General features: G+C 49.4%; 21 protein-coding genes. 8 read left to right on the forward strand and 13 right to left on the reverse strand.

Annotation, left to right across the window (positions count from 1 at the left end; all coding sequences use genetic code 11):
- Window positions 1-83: 83 nt before the first annotated feature.
- Window positions 84-1,016, reverse strand: coding sequence for an RraA family protein (locus GJJ30_RS01955; RefSeq protein WP_154172598.1), 933 nt, complete (start codon window positions 1,014-1,016; stop codon window positions 84-86).
- Between the two features lie 231 nt (window positions 1,017-1,247).
- Between GJJ30_RS01955 and GJJ30_RS01960 the strand changes: the two genes are divergently transcribed.
- A complete protein-coding gene (locus tag GJJ30_RS01960; protein WP_154172600.1) occupies window positions 1,248-2,720 on the forward strand; it encodes a mandelate racemase/muconate lactonizing enzyme family protein in 1,473 nt (490 codons plus the stop codon).
- 88 nt (window positions 2,721-2,808) lie between these two features.
- On the opposite strand, the gene GJJ30_RS01965 is transcribed toward GJJ30_RS01960, so the two are convergent.
- The 4 genes from GJJ30_RS01965 to GJJ30_RS01980 all read right to left on the reverse strand — a co-directional run bounded on the left by GJJ30_RS01965 (window position 2,809) and on the right by GJJ30_RS01980 (window position 7,802).
- Window positions 2,809-4,728: a DUF3857 domain-containing transglutaminase family protein gene (locus tag GJJ30_RS01965; protein ID WP_154172602.1), complete on the reverse strand. Its 1,920-nt coding sequence runs from the start codon at window positions 4,726-4,728 to the stop codon at window positions 2,809-2,811.
- On the reverse strand, window positions 4,725-6,683 hold the full coding sequence (locus GJJ30_RS01970) for a DUF3858 domain-containing protein (protein ID WP_154172605.1): 1,959 nt from the start codon (window positions 6,681-6,683) through the stop codon (window positions 4,725-4,727). Before GJJ30_RS01970 ends, GJJ30_RS01965 begins: the two co-directional genes overlap by 4 nt.
- Window positions 6,684-6,745: 62 nt before the next feature.
- Window positions 6,746-7,432 carry a DUF1684 domain-containing protein gene (locus tag GJJ30_RS01975; protein ID WP_229312903.1) on the reverse strand — a complete coding sequence of 229 codons (687 nt, stop codon included), beginning with the start codon at window positions 7,430-7,432 and terminating at the stop codon, window positions 6,746-6,748.
- Window positions 7,350-7,802: a hypothetical protein gene (locus tag GJJ30_RS01980; protein ID WP_154172609.1), complete on the reverse strand. Its 453-nt coding sequence runs from the start codon at window positions 7,800-7,802 to the stop codon at window positions 7,350-7,352. Before GJJ30_RS01980 ends, GJJ30_RS01975 begins: the two co-directional genes overlap by 83 nt.
- Window positions 7,803-8,327: 525 nt before the next feature.
- Here GJJ30_RS01980 and GJJ30_RS01985 point away from each other — a divergent pair.
- The 3 genes from GJJ30_RS01985 to GJJ30_RS01995 all read left to right on the forward strand — a co-directional run bounded on the left by GJJ30_RS01985 (window position 8,328) and on the right by GJJ30_RS01995 (window position 13,391).
- Window positions 8,328-8,882, forward strand: coding sequence for a DUF4142 domain-containing protein (locus GJJ30_RS01985; protein WP_154172611.1), 555 nt, complete (start codon window positions 8,328-8,330; stop codon window positions 8,880-8,882).
- Window positions 8,883-9,051: 169 nt separating this feature from the next.
- A complete protein-coding gene (locus GJJ30_RS01990; RefSeq protein ID WP_154172613.1) occupies window positions 9,052-9,918 on the forward strand; it encodes an alpha/beta hydrolase in 867 nt (288 codons plus the stop codon).
- Between the two features lie 1,364 nt (window positions 9,919-11,282).
- Complete coding sequence (locus GJJ30_RS01995) at window positions 11,283-13,391, forward strand: peptidylprolyl isomerase (protein ID WP_154172615.1); 2,109 nt, start codon at window positions 11,283-11,285, stop codon at window positions 13,389-13,391.
- Between the two features lie 69 nt (window positions 13,392-13,460).
- Here GJJ30_RS01995 and rdgB read toward each other — a convergent pair whose 3' ends face one another.
- From rdgB to GJJ30_RS02015, 4 genes are all read right to left on the reverse strand, one after another.
- On the reverse strand, window positions 13,461-14,036 hold the full coding sequence (gene rdgB / locus GJJ30_RS02000; protein WP_154172617.1) for an RdgB/HAM1 family non-canonical purine NTP pyrophosphatase: 576 nt from the start codon (window positions 14,034-14,036) through the stop codon (window positions 13,461-13,463).
- A 66-nt stretch (window positions 14,037-14,102) separates the two neighbouring features.
- Window positions 14,103-15,002 (reverse strand): FKBP-type peptidyl-prolyl cis-trans isomerase, encoded by a 900-nt coding sequence (locus GJJ30_RS02005; RefSeq protein ID WP_170299098.1) that lies wholly within the window; start codon window positions 15,000-15,002, stop codon window positions 14,103-14,105.
- A gap of 111 nt (window positions 15,003-15,113) precedes the next feature.
- A complete protein-coding gene (locus GJJ30_RS02010) occupies window positions 15,114-16,025 on the reverse strand; it encodes an FKBP-type peptidyl-prolyl cis-trans isomerase (RefSeq protein WP_154172621.1) in 912 nt (303 codons plus the stop codon).
- Window positions 16,026-16,206: 181 nt separating this feature from the next.
- Window positions 16,207-17,223, reverse strand: coding sequence for a DHH family phosphoesterase (locus tag GJJ30_RS02015; RefSeq protein WP_154172623.1), 1,017 nt, complete (start codon window positions 17,221-17,223; stop codon window positions 16,207-16,209).
- Between the two features lie 109 nt (window positions 17,224-17,332).
- Here GJJ30_RS02015 and GJJ30_RS02020 point away from each other — a divergent pair, with 109 nt between their 5' ends.
- Window positions 17,333-17,752 carry a nucleoside-diphosphate kinase gene (locus GJJ30_RS02020; RefSeq protein WP_154172625.1) on the forward strand — a complete coding sequence of 140 codons (420 nt, stop codon included), beginning with the start codon at window positions 17,333-17,335 and terminating at the stop codon, window positions 17,750-17,752.
- A 143-nt stretch (window positions 17,753-17,895) separates the two neighbouring features.
- Here the strand turns inward: GJJ30_RS02020 and nth are convergent, their stop codons facing one another.
- From nth to GJJ30_RS02035, 3 genes are all read right to left on the reverse strand, one after another.
- Window positions 17,896-18,534, reverse strand: coding sequence for an endonuclease III (nth, locus tag GJJ30_RS02025; protein WP_154172627.1), 639 nt, complete (start codon window positions 18,532-18,534; stop codon window positions 17,896-17,898).
- A 133-nt stretch (window positions 18,535-18,667) separates the two neighbouring features.
- Window positions 18,668-18,904, reverse strand: coding sequence for a hypothetical protein (locus tag GJJ30_RS02030; protein WP_154172629.1), 237 nt, complete (start codon window positions 18,902-18,904; stop codon window positions 18,668-18,670).
- Entirely contained in the window at window positions 18,879-19,478 is a 600-nt protein-coding gene (locus GJJ30_RS02035; protein ID WP_114405445.1) for an RNA polymerase sigma factor, read from the reverse strand. The genes GJJ30_RS02030 and GJJ30_RS02035 overlap by 26 nt, the downstream gene beginning before the upstream one ends.
- 435 nt (window positions 19,479-19,913) lie before the next feature.
- On the opposite strand from GJJ30_RS02035, the gene GJJ30_RS02040 reads away from it, so the two are divergent.
- Complete coding sequence (locus tag GJJ30_RS02040) at window positions 19,914-20,606, forward strand: YjjG family noncanonical pyrimidine nucleotidase (protein ID WP_154172631.1); 693 nt, start codon at window positions 19,914-19,916, stop codon at window positions 20,604-20,606.
- 21 nt (window positions 20,607-20,627) lie between these two features.
- On the opposite strand, the gene GJJ30_RS02045 is transcribed toward GJJ30_RS02040, so the two are convergent.
- Window positions 20,628-21,014, reverse strand: a complete 387-nt coding sequence (locus GJJ30_RS02045; RefSeq protein WP_154172633.1) for a DMT family transporter — start codon at window positions 21,012-21,014, stop codon at window positions 20,628-20,630.
- A gap of 310 nt (window positions 21,015-21,324) precedes the next feature.
- On the opposite strand from GJJ30_RS02045, the gene GJJ30_RS02050 reads away from it, so the two are divergent.
- Window positions 21,325-21,906, forward strand: a complete 582-nt coding sequence (locus tag GJJ30_RS02050) for an RNA polymerase sigma factor (RefSeq protein WP_310588161.1) — start codon at window positions 21,325-21,327, stop codon at window positions 21,904-21,906.
- Window positions 21,899-23,227, forward strand: a complete 1,329-nt coding sequence (locus GJJ30_RS02055; protein WP_154172635.1) for a hypothetical protein — start codon at window positions 21,899-21,901, stop codon at window positions 23,225-23,227. The genes GJJ30_RS02050 and GJJ30_RS02055 overlap by 8 nt, the downstream gene beginning before the upstream one ends.
- The last annotated feature ends 87 nt before the right edge of the window (window positions 23,228-23,314 follow it).

The raw sequence follows: 23,314 nt of genomic DNA on the forward strand, positions 1-23,314 counted from the left end.
TGAGTAATGCTAAATGTAAAAGTGTTGGACTGGAAACTACTTTTACATTTAGCATTACTCATTTTACATTTATCATTTCCTTTTTAATGTTCCTTGGCCAGATAGGCGTCCAGATCTTTTTGGGTGATGGCTAATTTTTTGGGGTATTTACCCACCCAGGCCCGGAATTCATCCTTGATCTTGGGCGACCAGTCGCCGTGAATCTCGCCCGAGGGGTATTTTCCCTGCTGCAAAAGTACGCGTTCAAACTCGTCCCGCAAAGCCGTCATCTCCGAAGCCGAAACCAAACCTTCGACCAGGTGGGCGGGGATGAAAACCACGCCGTATTCGTTCGCAAAAACGACATCGCCCGGAAAAACCGTCACCTCGCCAATGCGGATCGGAGCGTTGATGGACGTTGGCGTCATGTCTTTGATGTACGACGGATCGTGGCCTTTTACCCAGGCATTGAACCCTTTGGTATCTTTCAGTTCCTGCATATCCCGCACCGAACCGTAAAAGATGACACCCTTACCGGTTTTGCCCACAATGGCGTTTCCGAGACTCGAGCCAATCAGCGTTCCGTCTTTGATTTTGCCGTAACCGTCGGCCACGTAGATGTCGCCTTTCGTTAAAATATCGATCGGCCAGATGTTGATCCCGCCTTTCTGCGAACGGCCTTCGGCTTTGCCCTGCTTCCGGATCAGGCTGTCGAGGTCGGGCCGCGTCGGCATGAACTGCGCCGTTACGACGCGCCCGGTCATGGTTTCTCCCGGTTTTAGAATCACCCAGTTTTTTTCGACCTGATTGCGGTAGCCTTTGTTGCCCAGGTAGCCCCAGATTTGTTCCAGCGTGCAATTCTGCAGCCGTTCCAGCACCAGATCGGGCACGTTCGGGCGACCATCGGGCAGGCGGGGTCCTTTCCACTTCGAAGTTAATTCGGTCACGTATTCGACCGATGAACCGATTCGTTGCGCCTGGGCTGCATAGCTTCCCGCCAGGGTAATGGCTACTGCCAGCCAAGTTTTCTTTATCATCACGTTAGTAAGGGTAAGGTTTGACGAGTTAAAGTCAACAGAAAAAGACAACAGAATGAGTTAAATACTGACTTCAACCAGGTTTAGGAAAAAATTGGGTCATAAAACGGAAAAATATGGTTTTTCATTAACTTTCTCAACAAATTGAATTATATCCAGACCGAAATTTGCTTTTCTATGTAAATACCGACTGAATGAAATAGTATTACCTAAATCCATCTATTAAATCGCATGAAAAAAGTTGACCAATTACTTGAATGGATTAAAAAACACCCCGCCCCAACGGCAACCGTTCCCCAATCGGCCCATGCGGTTTCCGGAGTCGATCGACGCGGTTTTCTCCGAAATTCAGCCCTGGGCGGTTTATCGCTCGGTTTGATGTTCGACGGAAGACCGGAGCGCGAGATGGAGTTTATCACCCAGAAAGTCAAACGCGAATCGAAGCCTTCCGAACTGAAAATCACCGACATGCGGGTGGCGGTTTTGCAGGGCGTACCGTTTTCCAGCCCCATCATCCGGATCGACACCAATCAGGGACTCGTCGGCTGGGGCGAAGTTCGCGATGGGGCCAGCGCCAATTACGCACTCATGCTGAAAAGCCGCATTCTGGGCAAAAACCCGTGTAATGTGGAGCAGATTTTCAAGCAAATCAAGCAGTTTGGGGGCCACAGCCGGGCCGCCGGGGGCGTTTGCGGGGTTGAAATGGCACTCTGGGATCTGGCCGGTAAAGCCTATAATGTGCCCGCCTACCAGTTGCTGGGCGGTAAATACCGGGATTTCATCCGGCTTTACGCCGACACGCCCGAGGGCAGGGATTACGACGAGTTTGCCAAGCACATGGTTCGGCGCCGGGATCAGGGCTATACGTTCCTGAAAATGGACTTCGGTATCGGCATGATTGCCGACACACCGGGCATGCTGGTGGGCGCCAAAAACTGGAGCGTCAAACAGCAGTGGAACGACTCGCAGCCCGGCAAAATGGGCAATTATGCCATGACCAAGCACCCGTTCACCCGGATTCAGGTTACGAAAAAGGGAATCGACGCGCTGGCGCTGCACGTGAGCAAGGTTCGGGATATTGTCGGATACGAAACGCCGTTGGCCGCCGACCACTTTGGGCATTTCGACGTCAATACCGCTATTCAGATCGGGAAGGCCATGGAACCGTTCCGGCTGGCGTGGCTCGAAGACCTGGTGCCCTGGTTCTATACCGACCAGTGGAAACAGATTTCCGATGCCATCGATACGCCCACGCTGACCGGGGAAGATATTTTTGCGAAGGAAGAGTTCATCAAACTCATCGACGCCAAAGCCATCGACATGATTCACCCGGATCTGGCGTCGTCGGGCGGTTTGCTGGAAACCAAGAAAATTGGCGATTACGCCGAGGAAGCCGGTATTCCGATGGCGATGCACTTTGCCGGATCGCCGATTTGTATGATGGCCAATGTCCATTGTGCCGCTGCAACGGAAAACTTCGTGGCGCTGGAACACCACGGCGTGGATGTCGACGGATGGGAAGATATTGTTACCGGCATGAAACCGATCGTTGACAAAGGCTTCGTGCGCGTTCCCGAAAAACCGGGTCTGGGCGTCGAATTAAACGAAGACGTTGCCAAGAAGTTCCTCAAAAAAGGCGCGACCTGGTTTGCTCCAACCGACAGCTGGAACACCCGCGACTCCGCCGACCGCGACTGGAGCTAGTTTTTTTAATGAACAATGAACAATTAACAATGAAAAGTTGGGCAAGCCATTCATTGTTAATTGTTCATTATTCATTGTTCATTATTCATCATTCATTCAGTTCTTTCCTCTTCAACAGAATCTGCATCCGGTCGGCTTTGGCGATTTTTCGGCGAAAATCGACGTATTCGGCATACAGCTCCGGTTTGTAAAGTCCGGCTTCCATCACCAGTTTGCGTACGTATTTCACGGTATTGCCCTCCACTTTGGCCGATGCCTCGTAACGACCAAACCGCGAGCGCAGTTGCAGGGGTTCAAACACAAACTCCACACCCAGCCCGGCGGGTAGCTGACAAATCACCGTATCAACATCCATGTAACCGGTCGCCAGCCGGAATTCCGCCGTCCGGTTGTCCGTCTCAATGGGCAGTGTTTGTGTGGTCGAAAGCTGATTCGGCATCCAGAAAAGGCGGTTTCCGCTGCGGGTAGCGCATTGGGGCAACTGAATCGACAGGCGTTCAAGAATCGTTGGCAACGTATTTTTCTGTTCGGTGAACGAGAACGACGAAAGGGTAAAATTGGGAATACTGAATTGCCGGTAAAGCCACTGCCGCTGGTCGTCGGGGTTGGCGGTTCGCATCACCGATTCAACGGTTTCGGCCTGAATACCGGTATACGTCGTCAGCACATCCGCCGTTGCACTCCCCGAAGCCGCCAGCCGCACGGTGACGATACGGTTTTGCCGGTTATCGGCAGGCTGATAAACCGGTGTCCGGACCAGTTTCCCACCCTCCGGTGTCAATAACAGCGCATGCCGGTTATCGGTAAAACTACCAACGTAGCCCACTGGCGAATGCTGGTCCGTGCATTCCAGCCATACGGTATCCTTCGCCAGCGGAACGCACAGAATCATGTGATTAAACCGCGACTCGGGAAAATCGGGCAGCACATCGGGGGTATTGCGGCCTGCGGCTACCACTGCCCAGTAAGACGGGATTCCCACTGCTTTTAGCAGCGAGTAGGTATAATTTGACAACGCTTTACAGTCGCCGTATCCTTTCTCGGCCACCACCGACGCCGGAAAAGCCTGCCAGCCGCCAATGCCCAGCTGAATGCTTACGTAGCGCGTGTGCTGCTGCACAAAACCGTATATTTTCTGAATTTTCGTCCGGACATCCGTTTCGCCGGAAACGAGCTCCAGGGCCTGACGGCGGAGCGGTTCGGGCAACTGATCGCGCCCCTCGTTGAGCTGGTAAAGAAACCGGCCGAAGTTCTGCCAGGTATCCATCGTTCCTTTGCGGGCTTCGAGTTCAAATTCGGTCGGCGCGGTCAGCACACCGGGTCCCAGGGTTGTGAAGTACGGCGCGTAGGGTTCGTGCTCGGCTATTTTTCGCTGTTTTAACTGCCAGGTATACGCCCGGCCATCCGCCTGATTCGTGACCTCGGGTGCCGGTAACTGATTCAATGTTTTGTACCGCAAAGCCTGCCCGGCCGGTAAAATAACCCGAAAGATGGCCGACTCCACCGCCAGTTCGTCGTCGCGCTGCGGAAACCAGCCGGGGTATAACATCGTGCTGGTTGTAGTCACTTCGTAGCGAAATTCAACCGTAAACGGATAATCCGCGTACGTAAATTCGGCTTCTTTCACCCGGCTATCCTCATACAGCGACCCATCACCGACGGCGCTCAAATCCCGTATGTCGCTGCGTTTCAGCCGCCGAATCATTTTTCCGTCGGCTGCGTAGAGCGTGCCTTCCAGGCTGCTGACCTTCGACCGCTTGTTGTAAGGCACTTCCAGTTTGGCGTACGACTGGCCTTCTTTCTTTAAAATCGTAACGGCCAGGTGAACAGTTTCGGTTGCTTCCGATACGGTTTTGACCTGAAACGTATGTTCCTGAATCCGCATCACCGCAGCGGCACCCGCCGATAAATTGGACGGAATGGCCCCAACGGCGAAAGGTTCGCCCGCCCAGGCGGTCAGCTGCACCAGCCAACAACCGACTAAACCGATTAACTGCAGCTTATTCATTGGTCTTTTTTGAGGACAACCTGCTCGGCGTGTTTGGCGATTACCTGGTTATAAAATTCCCGCAAAGCGGCATATTCCTGCGGGCTGAAGATGGCTTTATTAAAAACCAGGCGGCTGGCAATCTGCAAATTTCCGTTGCTGACTTCGGTCATAAACGTAAACCGAACGGCATTGCCCGGTAGCGTCAAGGCGATATTTTTAGGCTTTTCCTCCACCGTATAGCCTTCAGGTAAGGTATAAATGGCAACGTAGGATTTTTCGACGGGTGCCCCCATATCGACCGGAAACCTTCTTTCGGGTGATTTAAAAGGGTTTTGCAGCAAATCGGCAATGGGTAAAGGCCGCAGAAACAAGCGGTTATCGATCCGGCTGACGGCTTCAGCAACCGTTACGTTGCCCTTGATGGTGAATGGCAGCGAACTTGAATCGGCGTTCTGCACTTCCAGCTTCTTCCATTGCCAGTCGGGGTTCCGGCTCCTGAAAGCCTGACGGTATTTTTCCAGACTCACTTCCCGCACATGCCGACGGCTATCGGCGGCCGCGTAACCGGTTTGGGTAACCGTTACCGTTCCATCCAGTTGGCCTTCTTTCGTCATGGTCAGAAAAAAACGTCCGGATTCCCGTCGTTTCTCCACGGGGGTCAGGGGAATCCAGCGCGGTCTCCGCATGTTCACCAGCCGCCCCTCGCCATTCAGGCAGCGCACCGGCAAAACGCCCGGCTGAAGATCGGGTTCGCAGGCATCCAGCAGCAGATCTTTTCCGCCCCAACTGACCACGGCCACCACGTAATCAAACCGCGACACCAGCGGATATTCTTTGCTGAGCGTCCCATTCTGTTTCGTACTCAGAATAACCGGATGCGCTTCCAGCCCCATTTCACGCAACAGCCCCACCAGCATAAGGTTCAGATCCGCCGTATTACCGGTTTTGGCCTCAAAAGCACTTTTAAGGCTGCTTTTCGTATAGATTCCGCGCTGCCGGTTCCAGGTCATTGCCTTCTGAATGAATTGGTGGGCCGCCTTGACCTGTTTCAACGTATCCGGCGATTGGGCGCGTAGGCCCGTCGCAATCTCCTTCAAAAAACCGCTTCGGTTCATGGCCAGCCCAAACTGACCGTCACTCAGCAGCAGTCGGTCCAGATCGTCCCATTTGCGGGCAAAATTCTGGGGACCAATCTGGTTCGGCAGCGTTGTGCGAATCAGCTCAAACCAGACTTTGGCCCGGTAGCCATCGGGCGATGCCATAAAATCCTCTTCCCGCAACGCAACCAGGTCTTTCATGGCCCAGCGGTAGCGAACGTCCCTGCCTATCGTCTGCGATTCGTCTTTCACCAGGGCCTCAAATCCCTGAAATAAAATCCGGTATTCGAAACCGGGGATGAGCGTCAGGTCATACTGGCTCCAGCGAACCGGAATGTCGTGCTGAAAATTCCATTCCCGCAGTTCGAACACAAAGTCGGACGAGAGGGTGTATTTGTATTCAATGACCGAACCTTCGTGCACGTTGGGCAGCGTAAACCGCTGAATGTATACTTTTTCCGTCCGTCGTTCTTCAAAAATGGCATCTTTCGTCAGCCGATTCGTTGTCACCGACCCATCCGGCAGTTGATTGTAGGTAATGCCTTCCAGATCACTGATCTGTTCCTGAAGGTTTGCGTGATGGCGGTAGAAAGGGATTGTTACCGTAGCCCGTTCGAAAGCGCTCTTTTTCAGGATTTTTATCCGGACGTGACGTTCGTAATATACGTAATAGCCCCGTGCATCATTTTTTGTGATAGCAGCCGTGCCAACGTCGGATAATACGACCGCGTCCGCCGATGAATCGGCCGGATAAACCTTCATGTTCAGGTCGTCAAGATTAACCTGACCAAACGTAACATTCTGAGAAATAGCAAAATAAGGAATTAGCCAGCAAACCATTGCCAGCAGACAAGGAGGGAAGCGTAAAGAATTCATACAAGATGGTACGGATAGGCAAATCGTTCAGCGAAACTACACATTAACATTTTATCACACAACTATTCCGCTTTGCCGTAGTTCTTCTCCCCCGCCTTAATCGCCACCGCCAAGTGGTTGTCTTTGGGCGGAATGGGGCACGCGTAACCGTCGCTGTAGGCGCAGTAGGGATTGTACGCTTTGTTGAAATCAATCTCGACTTTTCCGTTTTTAATTTCTCCCAGACGCAGGTCGATGTAACGACCTCCGCCGTAGGTTTCCTGGCCGTTGGTGGCGTCTTTAAACGGCAGAAATAAATAGTCGCGGTATTGGGGCAATCGCGCCAGTTGCAGGCTCCGGTAAATAGTTAGCTGGTACGGTTTTCCTTTTAATTGGAAAGCCAGGACGGCATACTGGACGTATGTTTTTTTCTGACCGTCGTAGGTGGGCAACTCAAAAGGTTCGGCATTGGGCGTGCGCTGAACCGTGGCTTCAACCCGATAACTGGAATCGGGATCGTAGAAATGCAGATTTTTTAAATCTTCTTTTTTTAGCGGACTCTTCGCCGATTTCAGAAATTCGGCTTTGTATTCTTCCCGATGAGCGGCAATGGCGCGGGAATAACTGGTTTGAGAAAAGCCGGAAAGGCTCGCAAATAAAGCGAACAACATTCCGGCTATTCGGTTTTTATTCTTCTGATGCATCAGATGCACCGCTGCGTGGTGTTTGCTGATCTGAAACCAGTTCAAATCCGGAAATACCGTCGCCATAATCATACGGATTGATCGTGAATGTATATTCATGATCCTGGAAATTAAGTCCAATTTTCTGCAGTACACCTTTCAACGGAATGGAGTAGCCACGACCCGTTTTAGCCAATTCAAAAGCTTCAGTGTCACCGGCTTCCGTCGGGATTAAATACAATGCTTTTACCCCTTTCCGGCGATTAACCGTACCTACTTTATAGTAAGGTTTAGACGGATCGATGTTTAATCCTTCCATCAATTTTTGCGGGAAAGCCAGTCGACCGGTTTTGGTTACAGACGTCGTGAATGAAGTCTCTTTCGGGGCTACTTTAGGTGCTTCATCCGCGTTGTCTTCGGGAGAAAAAAAGCGGATTTTGTTCGGTTTTACTTTCATTGGGTGTGTTAAAAAAATGTTTGCGTGCAAATCTATTGAATTCTAATTAATTTCTCTTACAAATATTTAATTCACTTATTATAAATTCTTCGATTTTTACAGCTAATTCAGGTAACCGAACCAGTAGACTAATTCCAACCAATAAGCCTTCATCAGGGGCTATAAGCTGGTTTTAGCAGGAAATACCTATCCAATCCTTTTTATAAATTCACAGTAATTGAAAATAAGTTTCCATAACCGATTAATGCAAAATCCGGAGGACTTACCAATAATGATCCCATTATCATTCTAACGCGGTCTCATTATTTTTCAGGAAAAACCATTCCGATGAATACTAATTCTAATTTATTCTTATAAAAAATAACGGGCAAATACCAGATAACTCGTCAGCTAGCTGGCTTCTACCCTTTCAGTACTGCCTAACTACAAGATTGCCAAGCCCTGTCCCTTTGGATAATTATGCGAAACATTCAGACTGATCGGCGGTTTTAAATTCAGTGTAACAAAAAATAAAGCTCAACGATCATGAAAAAAATAACCTTATTCATGCTGTTACTCCTGGGCGCATGGACATTTCAAGCGTGTAATAGTTCCAGCAACAAAGACAGTGCCGAACAGGCGGAAGAAGCCAATGACAAGAAAGACATGCCCGAAGATGATTCCGAATTTGCGGTAAAAGCCGCCAGCGGAGGCATGATGGAAGTGGAGTTGGGAAAGCTGGCTGAACAAAAAGCCCAGAGCAAAAGTGTGAAAGATTTTGGGGCCATGATGGTAGCCGATCATTCAAAAGCCAACGAAGAATTTAAAACGCTGGCGGCTTCTAAAAACATCTCGATTCCGGCGACACTCAGCGAGGAACATCAGAAACACGTCGACGATTTAAGTAAATTATCCGGAGCCGAATTTGACAAGGAATACGTCAAACTGATGGTCGATGATCATAAAGAAGATATTGATTTGTTCAAGGATGCGTCCTTTAATGCGAAGGACCCCGACGTAAAAGCGTTTGCCGGAAAAACCCTGCCAACACTTCAAAAACACTACGAAGCCATTTCCGCCATTAAAGATGGTATGAAATAATTCGTACAGAATTTTATAAGTTGCAAAAAGGGGCGGAGGATTAACCTTCGTCCCTTTTTATTTTGTCGTATCTTGGGAAGCCGTCGAATCTGAAGCAATAAACCGGTTTTTATAAAACCGGAAACTCCACTTTTGAACGGTTTGAAACGTCCTAAACCAACAAAACAGAATGAAAAAAAACGCTTTACGACTGCTGACTGCCTTTGTTTTATTACCTGCTTTACTGGTGGCCCAAACCGGCAAAGTACTTGACAACCAATCGTTAAAAAGCAGGATTTTAAAGAGCGACCGGAAATTTGCCATCTATTTACCGCCCGATTACGAAACCTCCCAACGAACCTACCCGGTTCTTTACCTGCTACACGGGGCTGGTGACGATCATACGGGCTGGGTCCAATTCGGTGAAGTGCTGCACATTGCCGATAAAACCATCGCCGAAGGCAAAGCAACCCCGATGATTATTGTCATGCCGGATGCCAATACGGGTCGGCGCGGCTACGAGAATGATATAAAAAATGAATGGCGTTACGAAGATTTTTTCTTTGAGGAGTTGATGCCTTTCGTCGAGAAAAACTACCGGATCAAAGCTGAAAAGCGGTTTCGGGCGATTTCCGGTTTATCGATGGGGGGCGGTGGAACCTTTACCTACGCCCTGCACCACCCGGAATTGTTTTCGTCGGCCTGCCCGCTCAGTGCCGCCACCGGCCCGTCGTCGCTCGACGATGCCAAAACCCGCCTGGCTCGCAATAACCAAACCGCTACGGATGACGAATTACAGGCTTATTTTAATCGCCAAAGTGTACTGACGCTGGTCAATAATGTCCCGGATAATCAGAAAAAAGCCGTGCGCTGGTACATCGATTGCGGGGACGATGATTTTCTGTACGAAGGTAACTCACTGGTGCATATTGCGATGCGCAAAAAGGAAATTCCCCACGAGTTTCGGATTCGGGATGGTGGGCACACCTGGACCTATTGGCGGACATCCCTGCCGACGGTTTTAGAGTTCGTTTCGGCGGCTTTCCACCAATTTTGATTTGATAAACCGGCGATTTTCTGAATTAAACGCGGTTTTATGTATGCAGAAGAACTTATCCGGTTACGACATCATTCGTTGATGGATGGATGTCGTAACCGGACAAATGAATTGATTACACCCGTATAAAACTGGAAGAGTCGTAAAATAACTGGCAATGTAATATTCTGGACACCAGCCCATTAAAACCGGTTTTTGTGTCAGCACGTCCTCTTGGCTCCCCGGCGGTTCTGCTCATTCCTGAGCCGTTACAGCAACCGGGCAGCAGCCACCAACTTTCTGTTATTCAGGAACCACGACGGGTTTGTCCCGAAGTAGCAAATCTGCTTATTGGATTTTGATTGATTACAAAAACAGACTGGTAATAAATACTTAATAGACAAATTAAAAAATGGTAGTAGCAGCTAATTTAACTCATTACTGATTTATTTAAATTTTGATTGCTCTAAAGAAAGATATTCATTCAACATTTTTTATATAATCCGAACTGCCAAACTCAACTTGCCTGCCAAAGCCTTAAATAAAACACGTAATAGCTGGAAAGTTAAGCAAGCAGATTGATCATTTTTACACATCCGCTTGGTTGTGAATGCGCTAGTTCTCAATTTACCAATTACTAACTATGTTAAAATTAGTGTTATCCAATACAGCCAAATGGTAACACAAATAAGACCGAAAAACTGAACGGCAAGCAGTTTACAAAGCGGAACGCTTCGCAGTTTTTACGTCAATATTATGTAGTTTTTGATCATTATTATGGACTATTCCGACGTGAGTTAGTTGTACGAAAAAATAATGAATTGATTGAGCTTCTTTAAAAATCCGGTTCTTGCTTTTTTACGGTTTTGTGTTCACTGATATTGTTCTATCGGGGAACATAAGACCTTTTTTTTAGACCCGATTGGTTCTTTATTTCCTATCCTACCTCAAAAAATTGCCAAAATAATCATCCCGAATAATTGCCGGGCTTCAACTTGCAATCCCGGGCGTTCAGCCGATTCCAAAAACCGGTATCCTCTCCCCGGTTTGAACATTTCGATCCATGAGCCAACGCTAAAAAAGTGCGGAATTCGTGGCAAATCATTCCACAATCGCCAGGCCATTTCCTGAATAACCCTACAAACTCCGCCGTATTGGCCTGATTTTTCACATAAAAAGACAAATTTCCTTTTCGGGCAAGATCGTTTTCCTTTCGAAAAGCACGGGCTGTCGATGTTCTGGAACGTTTGGGAAAGTAGCTGATTCAGAAGTCGGACGGTCGGATTTAATTTTGAAAAACCGCTTTTCAGCTCCCGGTTTCTCCTTGTATTTCCGTGAGAAAAAGTGTTATTTTGCGGTTCTATTACTTTTGTGTAAAACGAACAATGGCTTTAATTAACAAGATCAGAGAGAAGTCAGGCCTTGCAGTAGGTATTATTGCGGTCAGCTTGATTTTATTTATTGTAGGGGGAGATCTGCTCGGTTCGCGGAGTCTGTTCAGTGGACAGGATCAAAGCGTGGGTGAGATTGCCGGACAGAAGATTTCATACCCGGAATTTAATGCAAAAGTTGATGAAGCCCGGGCGGCTTACGAGCAACAAACCGGTCGACCCGCTACCGAGCAGGATCAGGTTCAACTCCGCGATCAGGCCTGGAATCAGTTCATTCTAGACATTGCGTATCAAAAAGAATACGACGCGCTCGGTTTGAAGGTAACCCCCGAAGAGCTGGTCGATATGGTACAGGGCAACTACATCAGCCCGGCTATTCGTCAGACATTCACGGACCCCAAAACCGGCGTTTTCGACAAAAATACCGTCATTAATTACCTGAAAAGCCTGAAGACCTTACCGGCTGAGCAGCAACTGGCCTGGGCGAACTTCGAGAAAAACCTGAGCACCGACCGCACCCGGACCAAATACGAAAACCTGCTCCGGTTGACGTCGTTTGTAACCACCGCCGAAGCTCAGAAGGAATACCAGGCCCAGAACACCCGCGCCGATGCCAAGTTCCTGCTGGTTCCGTATTATTCGGTTCCCGATACTACGGTGAAAGTAACCGATAGCCAGTTGCAGGAATACCTGGACAAGCACAAGGATGAATACAAGAGCTTCAACAGCCGGACGATTCAGTATGTAACCTTCCCGGTTGCTCCGTCGAAAGAAGACAGCACAGCGCTGTACGATCAGATCAAGACCCTCGCCCGGGGTCTGGCCACGGCCACGAACGATTCGTCGTATGCCCGCATGAACTCCGACATTCAGGCACCGTTGTACATGACGCTCGGCGAAATGCCCGAACAATTGAAATCGACCGTCGGCACGTTTGCGCCGGGTGGTGTTTATGGTCCTTACAAAGAAGGAAATACGTATTTTATCTATAAGTACAGCGGTACGAAAAAAGACACCAACTTCACGGTTCGGGCCAGCCATATCCTGATTCGTGCTGCCGGTAACGATTCCGCTAAAGCAGCCGCCCGCACCAAAGCCGAAGGCATTCTGAAGCAAATTCAGGGTGGAGCCAGCTTCGAAGCACTGGCGCAGTCCAACAGTGCCGACGGTTCGGCCCAACAAGGTGGTGATCTGGGTTATTTCAAAAATAACAACCAGATGGTCAAACCGTTTCAGGACGCGATTTTCAGCTTCAACGGAACGGGTTTGATTCCCCGTCTGGTCGAAACCGAATTCGGTTTTCACATCATTAAAGTAACCGAAGCCAAAACCAACACGCTCTACCGGATTTCGACCATCGGGAAGACCATTACGCCAAGTCAGGCTACCCGCGACGAAGTGTACCGCAAAGCCGAGCAATTCGCAACGGAAAGCCAGACGAAGGAAGCCTTTGACGAAAATGTAAAGAAAGACAAATCGCTGGTGGTGGCCACGGCCGAACGGATTCCGGAAAACGCGACCAGTGTTAACGCCCTTGGTAACGCCCGTGAACTGGTTCGCTGGGCCTTTAACGATGACACCGACATCAACGATGTTTCATCGGCGGTTGAAGTAGACGACCAGTATGTAGTGGCGGTTCTGACCGGCGAAACCGAAGAAGATCAGGCGACGGTCGATAGCTTCCGCCAGGAACTCACCACGAAGGTTCGGAACCAGTTGAAAGTGGATCAGATCGTGGCTAAACTCGGCAATGCTTCGGGAACGCTCGAATCCATTGCGCAGAAATACGGCGCCGGTGCGCTGGTTGAAACCGTACCCGATCTGAATCTGGCGACCGGTTTTCTGAAAAGCGCCGGTGTTGATCCGGTAGCGGTCGGCAAAATATTCGGTCTGAAAGATGGTAAGCGCTCCAAACCGTTTGCGGGCGACGCCGGTGTTCTGATCGTGGAGACGACTAAAATTGTGCCGGCCCCAACCGTAGCGGATTATACCGTTTACAAAAACCAGCTGAAGCAAAATGCGAGCAGCCGGACCGGTTTTATGATCAACGAAGCGATTCGCGATAACGCCAAGGTGAAAGACCGCCGGGCCAAGTTTTATTAATTGATCGGTCAGTACAAGCATAAAAAAATAGCTTCCCGAACCGGGAAGCTATTTTTTTATGCCCGTTGGTTAGCGGTTTTTCAGAAACGTCACCAGTTTTTCAAACGCTTTTCCGCGGTGGCTGATGGCGCTTTTTTCTTCCATTCTCATTTCGGCAAAGGTTCGGTCGTAGCCGTCGGGCTGGAAAATCGGATCGTACCCAAAACCGCCGTCGCCCCGCGGTTCCGTCAGGATTTTGCCCTCGGCTATCCCTTCAAAGACAAAGTACTCACCATCGATTACCAGCGTAATAACAGTTCGGAAACGGGCAGTTCGGTCGGCTTCACCGGCCAGATTGGTCAGCAACAGGTTCAGGTTTTTCTCGTAGCTGCGCGGATACCCACCGTAATACGCCGAATGAACGCCCGGCGCCCCGCTCAGTGCATCCACTTCCAGCCCCGAATCGTCCGCAAAACAATTGACCCGGTAATTGTCCCAGACGTGTTCGGCCTTCTGGCGCGAATTGCCGGGAATGGTGTCCTGTGTTTCGGGAATTTCTTCAAAGCAGCCAATCTCCTGCAGGGTTTTTAACTCAAACTGATCGCCGAGCATCGCCGAAATCTCGGCCAGTTTATTGGCATTATTGGTAGCAAAACAAAGCGTCATACATCTGTTTAGTAACAAAAATAGGCTGCCTCGTTGAAAAGCAGCCTATTTTTTATGAAAAGACAATTAATTCGCACTAACGATTTCAATATCGAAAGCCAGCGGAGCATACGGCGGAATCGGGGATTTTCCCGCAGTTCCGTAGCCGATGGCAGAAGGCAGCACGATGGTCGCCTTTTCCCCTTCCCGCATTTTGACCAACGCTTCGTCCCAGGCGGCAATAACCGCTCCGGTGCCAACGCTGAAATCAGCCCCGGTGGAATTGGCGTCAAACTGATTCCCGTTCAACAACGTACCTTTGTACTTGATCTTCGCGGTTTGTCCCACCTTCACCAACGCGGAATCGGGATAAGCCTGGGTTAGCAAAAACCGCAAACCGGATGTCGTCTTTTCGGCAGCCGTCAGTCCTTTTGCCACCAGATAATCCTGAATCTGTTCTTCCTCCGTCCGAACACTCACCACTTTTATGTCATAGCGAACGGGCGTATAAGCTGGCAGGAGCAGGTTTCCGCTTTTGTTGTCGGTGGGGTCGTAAGGCGCCAGAATAATGGCTTCTTCGCCTTCTTTCAGCAATTGCAGGCCGTTGTAAAGCCGGGCGGTAATTTTCCCCTGAGTAGGTGCGCCGATGGTGACAATACCCGGTATTTTAGCCGCCGTTTCGGAGCTGTCAACCACGAGACCGTCCAGCCGCTGCTGCACAAAATAATAGCGCATTTCGTCGCCCTCCACCGGAGTCTGGCCGGTAGGGACGCTTTTTGTTTTCACGATATACACACCGGTCACATCATCCTTGACCGCGTTCAGGTTATTTTTAGCAATATATGCCTTGATTTCCTCCTCGTTTTCGCGTCGTTTGCGGTCGTTCAGGGCTTCGCCCGGGTCCGGCGCACAACTCCATTGCGCGATAAATAACCCAATCAGCGAAACGGCAAAGGTCCATTTCTGCCAATTTTTCGTCACTTTCATCTCATTCGTCTTTCTAAATGCGTTCTTTCTTCTCACACGAATCGTTCCCTCCATTTGTAAACAACGAACCCGACACGGATCTGGTATCGGGTTCGTTGACAGATTTGTGGATTACCGGCCGCCCCCTTGTGGCATAGTCGGTGGCGTTGGTGCGGCACCTTTCTTGATGTCGACCAGTTCCACATCGAACATAATCACGGAGTTAGGCGGAATTGCGCCCGGAGCACCTTCCACACCGTAGGCCAGTCCCGACGGAATGATCAGCGTTCCCTTTCCGCCTTTTTTCAATTGGCGAACGCCTTCGTCCCAACCCGGGATAACGGCACCCTGACCCAGCGGGAAGTCAATTCCAGCCTGCGTCTGCGGGTTTTTGTCGGAGCTGTCGAACACCTTGCCATTCATCAGTTTACCGGTGTATTTCACTTTAACCACATCGCCCGAGCCCGGATTGGGTCCCGCGCCGGGTTGCGTAATCACGTAGTAAAGGCCCGATGCGGTTTTTTGTCCGGCCAGTTTATTCTTGGATACGTAGTCGGCGATGGTTTTCTCGTCGGTGCCTTTTTGTTTTTCCCGGTTCGCAACCTGTGCTTTCTGGAATTCTTCCATCGACTGAATATCAATCATTTTGATGGTATAGGCAATGTCGGAACCTTTCGGAATGAACGGTGGCAGCGGTTGCTGCGACCGGGCCGCAATCGAGTCGGCATTGACGTAAATGGTGGCGCTGTCGCCCTTGCTCAATAAAGCCAGACCTTCTTCGAGGCTGCCTTTGAATGTCGATGCCTGCAACGGTTGTTTCACGGGTGAACCGTTCAGGTAGCTGCTACCCAGGGTCGAATCTTTGCTGTTTTTAACCGTTAAGTTAAACGTCATGACGTCGCCGACTTTCGCCTTGCGCGTATCTTCAACATCTTCGTGAAATTTGTACTTCAGGCCGTTTTCGGTTACTTGCACCCGGTTGTTGTCGCAGGAGGCCAGTACCACTACCAGCAGAGAGAGTTTACTAATGGTTTTGAGATTCATGAAATTAGAGTTTGTCGTTCGTAGTTTGGTTTTGAATTTGTGGCTAACTACAAACCACAAACAGTAATTTATTTAAGTTAAATATTCGGTTTAAGGTATTCTGTCTACGGTTTCTGCCGGAACTAACGACTTCGTTATTCGTTATTCAACATTCATTATTCGCTGTTTTCAAGCTGAAAGCCTAAACCGTCTCCAGCAATTGCTCCTGATAAGCAGGCAATACGCTCAACAATTTTTCTTCCGTTTCTTTCAGAGACAGCGTCGTTCGGCCACCGGCTGCGTTTTTGTGACCACCTCCGCTAAAATGCTGACTGGCCAGGTCGCGTACCGAAAAATCACCGACCGACCGAAAGGACATTTTTACCTCATCTCCCCGATCGATCAGAATGGCGGCCATAATCACACCTTCCACTGCCAGCGCCTGGTTCACCAGCCCTTCAGTATCACCGATTTTTGACCGAAACCGCTTCAGTTCCGCGTCCGTGATAGTGATGTAGGCAAAGCGGTATTCCGGCAAAACCACCAGTTTTTCGGCTAACGCATAGCCCGTAAACCGCAGTTTGTCCACGGAAACATTGTCGTAAATCCGCCGATGAATGGGGCTCACTTCAATGCCAATATCGATCAGTTCGGCCACCACCCGGTGCACATCGCCCGTGGTGTTTGCGTGCCGGAACGATCCGGTATCGGTCATGATTCCGGCGTAAAGGCACTCGGCCATCGGCACATCGACGAGGTTTTTATCGCCAAACCGGTCGATCAACTGGAAAATCAGCTGCGCCGTTGCCGCAGCTTTCGTATCCCAATACGCGTAATCGGCAAACGATTCCGGTTCGAGGTGATGATCGATCATTACCTTTTTGGCGCGCGACTGCCGCACCAGCGGCTCCAGGTCACGAATGCGGTTTAGCACCGAAAAGTCCAGACAAAAAATGACGTCGGCCTGCTCGAACAATTGACTGATTTCAACCCGTTTCTTTTCTTCAAAAACGATCACTTCGTCATTTCCGCTCAACCAGTTGAGGTTTTCGGGGTATTCGGTTGGTGCAATCACCGTGACGTGATGGTTGCGTTTTTTCAGATATCCCGCCAATCCCAGCGACGAGCCCATGGCATCGGCATCGGGGTTCTGATGCGTGGTAATGAGCACCGTCTGGGGCTTATCAATCAAATCACGGATGGCGTCGAAGTCTTGCATTTACAAATTAACCCGTTTGGACGGGGCGGTATCAATTCGCAAAATTACGAAGAATTGTTATCTAATCTTTATACCTTTGAAGCCAAATAATATTTTGTTTCACAACCTGATGACGACCAACCGTACATTCACAATGATTAAGCCCGACGCGGTAGCCGAGGGTAATTCCGGTGCCATCATTAAAATGATCGAAGAAGCCGGTTTTCGGATTGTAGCTCTGAAGAAAATCCAGCTCACCAAAGAACGCGCCGGGCAGTTCTACGCGGTTCACAGCGAGCGGCCGTTTTATGATGGCTTGACGACGTACATGTCATCCGGACCGATCATTCCGATGATCCTGGAAAAAGACAATGCCGTGGCTGATTTCCGCAAGCTCATTGGCGCGACCAACCCGGCTCAGGCCGAAGAAGGAACGATCCGGAAACTGTTTGCCAAGTCGATCGAAGCCAACGCCATCCACGGTTCGGACTCGGACGAAAACGCGAAAATCGAAGGTGATTTCTTCTTCGCGGGAGTTGAGCAATATTGACCGGTGATTACGGTGATTTGAATGATGACAGTGATTAAATAAATTAGAAGTAACTGAATTGATGAGTATGATCCGCAAAGGCCGAAAACCCTAAGCATCATTTCAAATTTTTAAAATCACTGTCATCATTCAAATCACCGTAATCATAGTTCGGAATAGTATTTACAAAAATGCGTCAGCGCGCATTCCGAGCACTTTGGCACGCGGGCAATGCAGACATACCGCCCGTGCAGAATGAGCCAGTGATGCGCTTTGGGAACGTACTGGGTGGGAATGTATTTGACCAGCGCTAACTCCACCGCCAGCGGAGTCGTAGCGGTTTTCGGCACCAGACCCAGCCGGTGTGACACGCGAAAAACGTGCGTATCAACGGCCATCGTTGGCTGGTTAAAAATCAGGGAGGTAATCACATGGGCGGTTTTTCGGCCCACGCCCGGCATTTTCTGAAGGTCATCCACTTTGGCCGGTACCTCCGAATCAAATTCCGTCGTCAAAACCTTCGCCATGCCGACCAGGTGTTTGGCTTTGTTGTTCGGATACGACACACTCCGGATGTAACTAAACACCTCTTCAACCGATGCCGCCGCGAGCGATTCCGGCTCGGGAAACCGCTCGAACAGCTTCGGAGTTACCTGATTGATCCGTTTATCGGTACACTGCGCAGACAATATAACCGCCACCAGCAATTCGTACGGATTGCGGTAATTCAGTTCGGTTTCCGGCTCCGGAAAGTGGGTAATGAAATAATCGAGAAACAGCCGAAAGCGTTCTTTTTTTTGCATAAAGCAAAGATAACTCCCTCCGCTTAACTCTGCTGTTCTCAGCTTAACTCCGCGACATAAAAAATTATTTCGCAGAGTTGAGCTGAGAAAATAGAGCTAAGCGGAGAAAACAAAACCCGTCGGCCTGAGGGTATCAGACGGACGGGTTTGTCGCGTAATTTCTCGAAAAATTCAGGATGTTTTGAATCGTACGGTCCGAAGGCGTGCGTTCGATTTTGTTCATCAAACACTTCACTTCGAGCGTATCTAGATAGAAGCTCATTAGCTCCGGTTCTGCCATCAGAGCATCTTCAATGAGAAGATTTTCTTCGGCGGAAGTCTCTTCATAGACATACCGGATTACGTCATCGTTGGTAAAAATTTGTATCATAGTATGGGGAACGTTTGCTTAACTGCTTACGCAAATTAATTAAAGCATAACGCATTCTCCCCAATGCCGTATTGATACTGACTCCGGTTGCATCGGCAATTTCCTGGAAACTCATTTCCTCGTAATGCCGCATAATCAGAACCTGTCGTTGTTGCTCGGGCAACCTTTGAATCAGCTCACGCAGATGTTCATGTGTCTCCTGCCGAATCTGCACCGACTCAATCGAGTCTTCGGCAAATTCCAGCGTATTGAACACATTACTACCATCTTCAAACACTACATTGGGGTAGCGTTTTTCTTTTCTAAAAAAGTCGATAGCCAGGTTGTGAGCGATCCGAATAATCCAGGGCAAAAATTTACCCTCTTCGTTGTACTTTCCCGATTTTAATGTTTCGACGGCCTTGATGAAGGTATCCTGCATTAAATCTTCGGCAACGTACTGGTCCTTTACAATCAGATAAATCGTGGTATAAACTTTCGATTTGTGGCGCTGTACCAACTTCTCGAAGGCTTTTTCACTACCGCGGATGTACAGGGATATAAGCTCACTGTCGCTAACCTGCAATTTGTCCATTTTCAGTAATCAGTTAGGTAACGTAGAGCTTTGTATCGATAGTGTGTGAGCGTTGGGATTTTTAGTGAATGATCTGATTGTTTTTCTCAAAATAAACTATTTTCATTTTATTTTGCAATAGCCGGAGAAATTATTTTCATACTAATCAGTCAAAATACAACACTTTATTGTGCGAATTGTAAAAAAAACTTCAATTCGTAATCATTTCAACATTTCAGCCTTATTCAAGGATTCAATTGTACTTTTTCTACCGGCGTATTGGTTAGACCCAAAATAATGCCAAAGGGTTGAAAACCACATCAAATCTTTCAAAAAATTTTAGCTGGAACTCCTGAAATTTTTAAGCGAACTTTGCAGTACGAATGAATATACGAATTTCGTTTGGTGCCCGATTGAATGAACGTATGCCTTTTTGAAAATGCGTTCTGTGCAGCTATGTATAAACACCTTTTTTTCGATCTCGATCACACACTCTGGGATTTTGATCGCAACTCGACGGAATCCATTTTTGATTTATACGACCGGTTTCGGCTCTCCGAAATCGGCGTGGGTTCGGCGGAAGAATTCAACCGTCACTTCATCAGCATCAACAACCGGCTCTGGTCGGATTTCTACAATAACCGACTGACACACACCGACATCCGGAAATACCGGTTTCGGATGGTGATGGATGCCGTCGGTGTTTCGGACCATTCGGTTTGTGACGAGATGAACGAGGCTTACCTGGAACTGCTGCCCCGAAAACCGCACCTGATGGAATCGGCCGTGGAAGCCCTGGAGTATTTGAAAAACCGCTACGCGCTCCACATCATCACCAACGGTTTTGATGAAATTCAGGCCCTTAAAATGGCGAGTTCGGGCCTGACCGATTATTTCCAGCACGTCATCACGATTCAGAAAGCCGAAGCCAAAAAACCGGAACCGCGCATTTTTGAATTTGCGCTGGAAGCGTCGGGCGCGTCGCTGCGGGAAAGTCTGATGATTGGCGACAATTACGAAGCCGACGTCTGCGGAGCGCAGAATGCGGGCATGGATGTGGTGTATTACAATGCCGCCAGCCTGCCGCTCGAAGGCCCCGCTCCGACCTACGAAATCCACCATCTGAAAGAGTTGATAGTGATTCTGTAATCCGGAATTGCGGGAAAACTGCTACGAAACGTTAACCGCTTTCAGGCCGACCACGCCGATCAGAATCAGGCCCATAAAGCACAATTCCGGCCAGGTCCAGTTCGATTTTAGCCAGAAGACATCCACTAATTTTGTAAAAATCAGGCTCAGCGCCATCCAGACCGCGAAAGCCGTCGACGTAGTGATGGTGCGCATGGCCAGCGCCAGCAAAACCGTGTTGGCCACGCCGAAAACAAAATAAGCCAGCCACGGACCCAGAATGGGCAAACCGCCGTCGAGCCGGTAAAAGGTGGCCCAGCGCAGCGTTTTCAGTTCATTTACCTGCAGAAATTTCACGGAATACGTCCAGCCCATTTCGCAAAAAGCCGCACCAACCAGACTAAACCACGCGACAAAGGATTGTTTCATAGAGAAAGGTTTTGCCGAAATCCAGCTGAAAAAAGGAAATTGTTTATCAAAAAAGTAGCCGGGCAAAACCCGGCTCTTTCCCCCTCTTGGTTTACATAAAACAGAAATAGTATCTTTTCGCCGATTTCGTTCAGAATCCGGCTTACCGGTTTTTATCAACGGGAATTCATGTCGTCTCGAAACCCTTTCCATTTTCCATACGAACTTTTGATGCCCCGCCGTTGCCTGAGATTGAAAAAAAACCAGCGGGCAGGCAACGGTGAAGCCAGGATTACTCGTAGATTACTTTAGTCTAACGCTGTCCGTATCTGTGTTTTTTCGAAGAGGTAAATCGCTGCCCCTGCCCGATATTATTGAAGGATGTCGAAATGGGAAACAATCCGCCCAAAAGCAGTTGTTTGAAGCCTATTACAGCTTCGGAGTAAACGTCTGTTTACGCTATGCATCGAGCCGCGAAGAAGCCGAAGAAATGTTCGACGACGGTTTTTTACGCGTATTGAATAAAATTAGTTACTACGACCCCGAACAACCGTTCGACGCCTGGTTTCGGACCGTCATGGTTCGGTCGGCCATCGATCATTACCGGCAGCACCAGTCCCGAATGGCGCTGACGGATCTGGAAAATGCGTATGATGTCGGGGTAATCGATGATCTGTTTGAACGCATCTCGGCGGAGGAAATTCTGAGTCTGGTACAAAAAATACCACCGGCTTACCGTACCGTTTTTTCCCTCCACGTCGTGGACGGCTATTCGCATCCCGAAATTGCTCAGCTACTGGGTATCAACGAAGGAACATCCCGCTCCAATCTGGCGAAAGCCCGGTTAAAACTGCAGGAACTGCTTATGAATTGGACCACTACACCATCTGTCAACCGACGAAACTATGTCTGACGAACGTTTCGACAAATTATTGAAAAAGAACCTGGAATCGGTCCGTACAACGTACCAGTCTTCGGCCTGGAACCGATTCCGAAAACGGCTCCCCGTCACAGGATTCTGGCCCTGGATGCTCCAGCATGGCGGCTGGGTGCTGAGCGCACTGATGCTAACCGGCTGGATGACAACGCTGTATAGTCTGCACGAAAATCAGCAGGTCATCCGGCAGTTTACCGAAAAAATGGACCTCGCCACCCGACCGGCCCCGGCGCCAGTCGTTGCGCAAACCGCCAAACGGATGGATACCGTGTACGTGGTTAAACGAACCGTGGTGGATCACCGCCATTATTACCAAACGGAACAGGGCCAATGGACGACCAGTCCGACCAAAAGCCCCGCAGAAACTTCTCGGTTTTCGCTTAACAACAATTCACGTTCGCTCAGAAACCGGGTAGATAACCGTGGTTTGATTGCCTCGTCGAAAGTCCGAAACCACGCGGGCCGTTCGCTGAAAAACAAATCGGCCAATCGACCACCAGACGCACCCAACCAAACCGCTGGCCGGGAGGTTGTTGCGCCCGACTCCGCAGCGGCTTCTACGCCGATCAGCCTTCCCGAAAAAACCGGTTCTGTGGCCGATTCAGCAGCGGCTGAATCGGTTTCGCCGGTGGTTGGGATTAAGGCTCCGCAGGCCCCGGTCACGGCGGCAGTTGCCCCCAAAATCCGGCATCCGTTCCGGCTTTCTTCCCTGCATCCCCGCGTGGGCGTCGAGAGCATGGCCACCCTGAACAGCATTGGCTTAGGTCCTGCGGTAGAGGTTTTTCCCGACGCCAATTTAGGTATATCCATCGGCCTGCAAGCCAGCCAGTCGAGCACCGAAAACCTGCAGGCGCTGCGTGATTTTAACGAGGCTACGGGTCAGGAATTTATTGAAGTATATCGGCCGTATTTACCAGCTCAGTTTAACCGCATCACCAATATTTCCATTCAAACGTCTGTCATCAGTTTGCCCATTAGCCTGAAATATTACGTGCCGTTGCGACGCGCCTGGTCGCTGTTTATTCAGACCGGCACCAGCTTTGATCTATCTGCTTATCAGCAGGTTGACTTCGACAGCTATTTATACAGGCAACCGCGCCGACATACGTTTGAAACCGATACCGAGTCGCGGTTTTTTCACAATTTCATGTTAGGTGCCGGTATTCAATACCGACGACCGCGCATTTCGGCCCAGTTGTCGCCGTATTACCTGTACGATTTCCGCAGCACTCTGAATACCGCCAAAGGCAGTAATCTGGGAGCGCGGGCGTCCGTCTGGATCGACTTATTTAAATGAGATTAAATTGAGTAATTTTTGTAACTAAATTTGATAATTTTTTTTTGAATCAGGCAACGTTTGCCGTTCAAAGGTCCGTAAGTAATT

Origin of the sequence: Larkinella terrae, assembly GCF_009668025.1 — a bacterium.
In the GTDB taxonomy this organism is placed as follows: Bacteria; Bacteroidota; Bacteroidia; order Cytophagales; family Spirosomataceae; genus Larkinella; species Larkinella terrae.

Excerpts from the sequence above, each read along its gene's own strand:
- GJJ30_RS01955 (WP_154172598.1), bottom strand. The coding sequence starts at position 1,016 with ATGATAAAGAAAACTTGGCTGGCAGTAGCCATTACCCTGGCGGGAAGC.
- GJJ30_RS01960 (WP_154172600.1), top strand. The coding sequence starts at position 1,248 with ATGAAAAAAGTTGACCAATTACTTGAATGGATTAAAAAACACCCCGCC.
- GJJ30_RS01965 (WP_154172602.1), bottom strand. The coding sequence starts at position 4,728 with ATGAATAAGCTGCAGTTAATCGGTTTAGTCGGTTGTTGGCTGGTGCAG.
- GJJ30_RS01970 (WP_154172605.1), bottom strand. The coding sequence starts at position 6,683 with ATGAATTCTTTACGCTTCCCTCCTTGTCTGCTGGCAATGGTTTGCTGG.
- GJJ30_RS01975 (WP_229312903.1), bottom strand. The coding sequence starts at position 7,432 with ATGGCGACGGTATTTCCGGATTTGAACTGGTTTCAGATCAGCAAACAC.
- GJJ30_RS01980 (WP_154172609.1), bottom strand. The coding sequence starts at position 7,802 with ATGAAAGTAAAACCGAACAAAATCCGCTTTTTTTCTCCCGAAGACAAC.
- GJJ30_RS01985 (WP_154172611.1), top strand. The coding sequence starts at position 8,328 with ATGAAAAAAATAACCTTATTCATGCTGTTACTCCTGGGCGCATGGACA.
- GJJ30_RS01990 (WP_154172613.1), top strand. The coding sequence starts at position 9,052 with ATGAAAAAAAACGCTTTACGACTGCTGACTGCCTTTGTTTTATTACCT.
- GJJ30_RS01995 (WP_154172615.1), top strand. The coding sequence starts at position 11,283 with ATGGCTTTAATTAACAAGATCAGAGAGAAGTCAGGCCTTGCAGTAGGT.
- rdgB (WP_154172617.1), bottom strand. The coding sequence starts at position 14,036 with ATGACGCTTTGTTTTGCTACCAATAATGCCAATAAACTGGCCGAGATT.
- GJJ30_RS02005 (WP_170299098.1), bottom strand. The coding sequence starts at position 15,002 with ATGAAAGTGACGAAAAATTGGCAGAAATGGACCTTTGCCGTTTCGCTG.
- GJJ30_RS02010 (WP_154172621.1), bottom strand. The coding sequence starts at position 16,025 with ATGAATCTCAAAACCATTAGTAAACTCTCTCTGCTGGTAGTGGTACTG.
- GJJ30_RS02015 (WP_154172623.1), bottom strand. The coding sequence starts at position 17,223 with ATGCAAGACTTCGACGCCATCCGTGATTTGATTGATAAGCCCCAGACG.
- GJJ30_RS02020 (WP_154172625.1), top strand. The coding sequence starts at position 17,333 with ATGACGACCAACCGTACATTCACAATGATTAAGCCCGACGCGGTAGCC.
- nth (WP_154172627.1), bottom strand. The coding sequence starts at position 18,534 with ATGCAAAAAAAAGAACGCTTTCGGCTGTTTCTCGATTATTTCATTACC.
- GJJ30_RS02030 (WP_154172629.1), bottom strand. The coding sequence starts at position 18,904 with ATGATACAAATTTTTACCAACGATGACGTAATCCGGTATGTCTATGAA.
- GJJ30_RS02035 (WP_114405445.1), bottom strand. The coding sequence starts at position 19,478 with ATGGACAAATTGCAGGTTAGCGACAGTGAGCTTATATCCCTGTACATC.
- GJJ30_RS02040 (WP_154172631.1), top strand. The coding sequence starts at position 19,914 with ATGTATAAACACCTTTTTTTCGATCTCGATCACACACTCTGGGATTTT.
- GJJ30_RS02045 (WP_154172633.1), bottom strand. The coding sequence starts at position 21,014 with ATGAAACAATCCTTTGTCGCGTGGTTTAGTCTGGTTGGTGCGGCTTTT.
- GJJ30_RS02055 (WP_154172635.1), top strand. The coding sequence starts at position 21,899 with ATGTCTGACGAACGTTTCGACAAATTATTGAAAAAGAACCTGGAATCG.